Here is a 5,422-nt window from a genome sequence, read left to right as displayed (position 1 = left end):
CAACCTTGCATAGATATGGTCGTCATCTTCGGGCCAGGTTCCTCTCCCTGCCTGCACTTCCGTTACAATTTGAGCAAGCTCTTGCAGTGCGATACGATCAGAGCTATCACGCCTCTCTTGGTTGATAGTGATTTCCTTATGGATTAGAAAGCCACGTAATGCTACCAGATCATGCCGACATTCCGGGCAGGTATTAACCATTCGCCCATCAAGTTCTGTCGTTAACCACACTTTCAGGCAGTCTATATGAAACAAATGAGAACATGACGTTTTCACCACATCGTCAGATTCCACAAAATCAGTCAGACATACGCTGCAAGCTCCTCCAACATATTCAACCTCCTGCGCTTCTTCAAGGCTGTTCGAAGCAGACTTTGGTAATATAAATGCGGGATACAACATAACTGTTTCTGACTGATGTACTTGCGGATAGCCGGACAAACCTTTCCCTGTAAGTTGAGCAAGCAGTTCTGAGGCATCTGGCGGCATTTGGCTGAATAACGATTTATTGTGTGCCTTCTTCTTTGTAATCCCTTCCAAAGCCGCAGATAAATCTGTGGCGCTGACGAATTGTCTTGATTCACTGGAAGATTCACTGGAAGTAGTGGGATATCCATTATAAAGCCATTGTTTCAGCCACTGGCTGATCCGGGCCAGAGCTGACAGGTAGTCAAACTGCCAGTCGGGCATAGTAAAAAATCCCTTGGCAGGAATGCCCGGCATAGAGGGAGGTGGCGGTGGGTCAAATGGAAAGCCTCTTCCCGATAATCGCAAGTCAGGTTCATGTATTAATGCGGGCCATTCTGGCAACACAAAGCTCGTGCCATTTTTCTCCGCTTCCTCAGAAACATTATTTGTAGCCAGATCGCCCTCGCCACTGTCAGTTCTATCTACTTGCAGTTCAGGGCTGATACACAAGAAGTTTCTTTGTTCCGTTGAGGGAGTGTCAATATCGTCACGTTTCAGTAGATGGCAGCTGAATGAACCTTCGCCTATTGGCACCCTGCCAATATAGGCAGCATTGGCCACAACCAGTATGTCTTCAAACAAGGCCAGAGAGTCTTCAGGCACAAAGAAGACAAAACCTGGTATCAGATACGCCTCTTGGTCAGGTGTCCCATTTGTGACGATGAGCAGATGTCCTTGAGGATGGTCATCACCAAATCCACTGGCTGCCAAAGAGATTAAGAGTGTCCCGATTATATAAAAGAAAACTGTTTTAATTTGCACTCAAATTTCCATTTTTTTTCAGTCAGAGCTGAGTGTAGCCACAGTAGGTCGGGCTCGCCTAAAAGTTTACACATACCCACTACTCCAACTGACCTTCTTCCAGGAAAAACCAAAAACCAGTAATAAGCAAACGTGCTGTCTGAATCGAAATAGAGTGTTGATTGACTCTAGTCATCACCGCTAAAGGGACTTAACGGCATGAAGTGTTCCTGAATCGGTCTTGTTTAGTCTGTGACCCTGATCGGAAGCAGACGGAGATAGCCCCGGTCCGGGGCGATCATTACCGGATCCGGGTGTGAATATATTTTATGTCCAACAAAAGATTCTCCCGAGCGTCTTCTGGCCACTGATCAACATAGGCCCTGATAAACGCGTCCCTTGATATCCTGCTTTTGTCCATTTCTCCGAACAACCGCTTCAGATCGAGGAACACTTCTTTTGATTCCAGAACTGAGTCAGAAAGCCCTATGGTATCAATCAGCGAGAAACCGGACTCTTCATCATAAAAAATATTTTTGAAATTCAGGTCTTGATGAACCGCTCTGGAAAGGGTGTAGAGTCCATTGAGTTTCAAATCTCTGTGACGCAGGTGAAACTGCGCCAGAACTTTCCCAAACCCGGAGAACAAGGCATTGATGTCAACCTCGCCTGAGGGTTCACGGGACTCAGCGACCCAGTCTGCCAGAGAACGCCCCTTCACTGCTTTGAACAAAGAGTGCATACGCCCCGCGACCAATCCACTCCACTCATCGAAACCCAGAGCCAACGGCTCTTCTTCCGGCACAAAATAGCATTCAGCCACTTTCAACATAGGGGCAATAATAAAGCCACTGTTAACATAGCCTTTGAGAATATACTGCTGGCCGTCGATCCATATCGTGTTCAACGAATGCACCGAAGGAGAACCATACAGAGTGCTTATAATGCCCATGAGGCCAGCTTCATCCATGGTGTCAACCACCTGCTGATACTTCCCATGATGCACAGGAATTTGTTGCCACTGGCTGGCGCTGTTGCCTGGCCAACGCCAGTTGAAATAGTCTGCCAGATGAGCTTGCCAGTCGTTGCAGGCCATTGTCCCAGGCTGCATTACTCCCGTTTTTTTTAATAACTTCAATGCTTCGGTGCCGTTTTTGCTGGAAATCAGAGACTGACAGAATTCACTGTCTAGTTTCGGCTTCCAGAGTTCAAAGGGCTGGATATTGCAGGATTCATCATCCCCGGCTACTGGAATGCCCAGTCTCTCAGGCCATGCATAATAGGTAATCACAGCCGCAGTCAGGGCAGTCAAAGGCAGCAGGTAGTTTGAAGGGCGACTGCATGGACCTGTCTGACAATTTTCCGAAGAAAATGAATGAGCCGTCTGCATAGAGAGCAGTAGGGCCAGCAGAATAGGAAGTGTTTGCCCATGGACAAAGCGGTTAGGTGGCATAAAAAGTACTCCTGTATCAGATCTTCTTTATTCTTTTGATCCTGATCGATCCAGGGAGTTCAACTGCCATCAAAATTTTTTCAATGAGTCAGATCCGCGCTGCCAGCCCGAATACAGTTATGTTCTCAATCCGGGTCGGCAAAGCAGTCGGTTTTCAATCAGACTCTGCGGCTTTGGCTTCGGTGTCTTCTGGCAGACTTTCATCGGTTTGTGACTGATCTGTAGTGCAGCTCCAGCCCCAGCCTTCCTGTTTTTTCACAAATTCCGAGGCCTGATCTTCGCAATAGCCCGCAGTGTAACTGGCGTTCCAGAGCGTCTCTTCCCGACTGCCTTTGGTGTAGCGAACCTCGCAGGGCACACTGGACTCACGTTGCAGATAAACGACGCTTATCTTGCGTTCCTGTTTGCCACGGTGACAGGTGAAGGAGTAATTATCCGATGCGGATACCAGTCCGGTCATACCCAGCCCAACCAGAATGGCCAGAGAAGCTTTGTACATGAGGAGATTATCCTGTTCGAAGTCATAGTCACCCACGCCAGAAACGTCGGCGGAGAAGGCTTAACGTATCAGGTCTCGTGGAATCGTGAAACACTCTAACACAGCCCTTGCCAGAAACTGAAGACTCTTGGAGGAGCAAGCTGCCTGGCTGGATTAAACCTGTAGATTCGTTCACTTATCAGACATCTTTTCCTGTCAGGAAGCTCGACGGGTAGTTTTTCTACGGCGGGTTTTCTTCTTGAACCGGTTGGGCGATACCGGAGGCAGCCCCTGCACATTGATCGTTCCTGACTGCCCGGCTTCCTGCAACAACTGCAGCAGTTGCTGTTCAAGCTGATTCATAAAGGTCTGGTAAGAACCTTTTTTCTCCACGATCTGATTCAGTGACGCTTCCCAACGAGCGGTCATGTCTGGACGACTGACAGGTTCCGGCAGCGCTTTGATCAATGCTTTCCCGGTTTCAGTGGCATGAATGTTTTTGCCCTGGCGGGCAAGATATTTCCGATTGAACAATAGTTCAATAATCCCTGCCCGGGTAGCCTCGGTACCCAAACCATCGGTCTCCTTCAGCACCTTCCTGATCTCGGTATCCTTCACATAGCGGGCAATTCCGGTCATGGCTGATAGCAGGGTGGCATCGGTAAATGGCCTGGGTGGTTGGGTTTGTTTCTCTGCCAACTCTGCTTCCTTGCACAGCAGTGTCTGTCCTTGCTGCAATTCCGGTAACCTTTGACCCTCGAATTTATCGGATTGTTTATCTGTAGTTGATGATGGCTTGCGGGGAAAAATGGCTGTCCAGCCTTCTTCCTGCACTTCCCTGCTGCTGGCCATGAATAACCCGCCTTCCAGGGTGACACTGACTTTTCGGGCTAAAAATCGGTGATCCGGATAAAACTGAGCCACATACTGTCTGGCAATCAGGCGATATAGGTTACGCTCCCGGTCACCCATTTTGTAGAGATCGGCTCTTCGGGTGGTGGGGATAATCCCGTGGTGTGCGCCGACCTTCTTGTCATTCCAGGCTTTGCTTTTGCGATCGGGTAATGCACCGTCAACAGCGCTGGCCAGTTTTTCATCATTACTTCGGATCGCTGCCAGCACTTCCGGTGCCTCCCTGAAATGCTCCACGGGCAGATAACGGCAATCCGAACGGGGATAGGTCACCAGTTTCTGCTCATAAAGCTTTTGACAGACATCCAGCACCTCCTTGGCACTCATCCTTAGCTGTTTGGCAGCATCAATCTGAAGAACGGAAAGTGAATAGGGTAAAGGTGGAGACTCCTTAGCGGGTTTATTCTCCAGCTTACTGACTGTTCCCTGCTTGCCCTGTATCCTGCTGACAACATTTTCCGCCAGCCGACGATCCAGCACACGACCCTCGTCATCCATCCAGGGCTGACAGGCTTCACTGGGTTGCCACTTGGCCTTGAAGCACTCACCCCGATCAGTCACCAGCAGGGCAAAGACCTCGAAATAAGGTTTCGGTTGGAATTGAGCAATGTCTTCGTCTCTTCGCACCACCAGACCCAGCACCGGTGTCTGTACCCGACCCACAGAAAGCAACCCCCCATAACCTGCTTTCTTGCCAAGAACGGTATAAGCACGGGTTAAATTGATACCATAGAGCCAGTCGGCACGGGAGCGAGCCAGGGCAGAAACCGAGAGTGGAACATAGTCCGAATTGCTCTGCATTCGGTCGAAGGCTTTCTTGACCGCTGAGCCATTCAAGTCATTCACTAGCAGACGACGAACGCTTTTCCTGCGGGTTGGTGAAAGCTTGAGGTAATCCAGTACTTCATCTACCAACAACTGCCCTTCCCTGTCCGGGTCTCCGGCATGAACGATGACATCCGCTGTCTTCAACAGCTTGCGAATCACCGATAACTGGGCGCGAGTGTTTTTTCGCGGTTGCAGTTGCCACTGTTGGGGAACAATGGGTAAATGTTCAAAACGCCATTGCTTGTAGGCGGGATCATAATGTTCAGGCTCAGCCTGCTCCAGCAGGTGGCCAATACACCAGGTCACGACATCACCGGATGCCGTCTCTATGTAGCCATCTTGTCGTTTATGCGGCCGGGGCAATACATCGGCTATGGCTCTGCCCAGGCTGGGTTTTTCAGCAATGATTAAGCGCATTCGGTCAACAAAGGTTCCATCAGATCAATGGTGCAGCTGCCTATGATAAATTTCTTTCTGGTCATGTCATAGCCGCTACTAAAAATCTAACATAATCTGTAATTATGTAGACTTATCTACGCCGT

At 49.3% G+C, this 5,422-nt stretch carries 4 protein-coding genes; all 4 read right to left on the bottom strand.

All coding sequences use genetic code 11. From position 1 onward, the window contains the following. A partial coding sequence (locus KDK17_RS19580; protein ID WP_257288191.1) for an RING finger domain-containing protein occupies positions 1-1,230 on the bottom strand: 1,230 nt, incomplete at its 3' end. Positions 1,231-1,510: 280 nt separating this feature from the next. Then, positions 1,511-2,662: a lipopolysaccharide kinase InaA family protein gene (locus KDK17_RS12395; protein WP_257282365.1), complete on the bottom strand. Its 1,152-nt coding sequence runs from the start codon at positions 2,660-2,662 to the stop codon at positions 1,511-1,513. A gap of 154 nt (positions 2,663-2,816) precedes the next feature. Further along, positions 2,817-3,161 carry a hypothetical protein gene (locus tag KDK17_RS12390; RefSeq protein WP_257253217.1) on the bottom strand — a complete coding sequence of 115 codons (345 nt, stop codon included), beginning with the start codon at positions 3,159-3,161 and terminating at the stop codon, positions 2,817-2,819. A gap of 195 nt (positions 3,162-3,356) precedes the next feature. Continuing rightward, positions 3,357-5,297 (bottom strand): DNA topoisomerase III, encoded by a 1,941-nt coding sequence (locus tag KDK17_RS12385; RefSeq protein ID WP_257253216.1) that lies wholly within the window; start codon positions 5,295-5,297, stop codon positions 3,357-3,359. Positions 5,298-5,422 lie beyond the last annotated feature (125 nt).

Origin of the sequence: Endozoicomonas sp. SESOKO2 (assembly GCF_024606245.1) — a bacterium.
GTDB lineage: Bacteria > Pseudomonadota > Gammaproteobacteria > Pseudomonadales > Endozoicomonadaceae > Endozoicomonas_A.
Note: the sequence above shows the minus strand (reverse complement) of the source record. Positions and strands in the feature narration are given on the sequence as shown.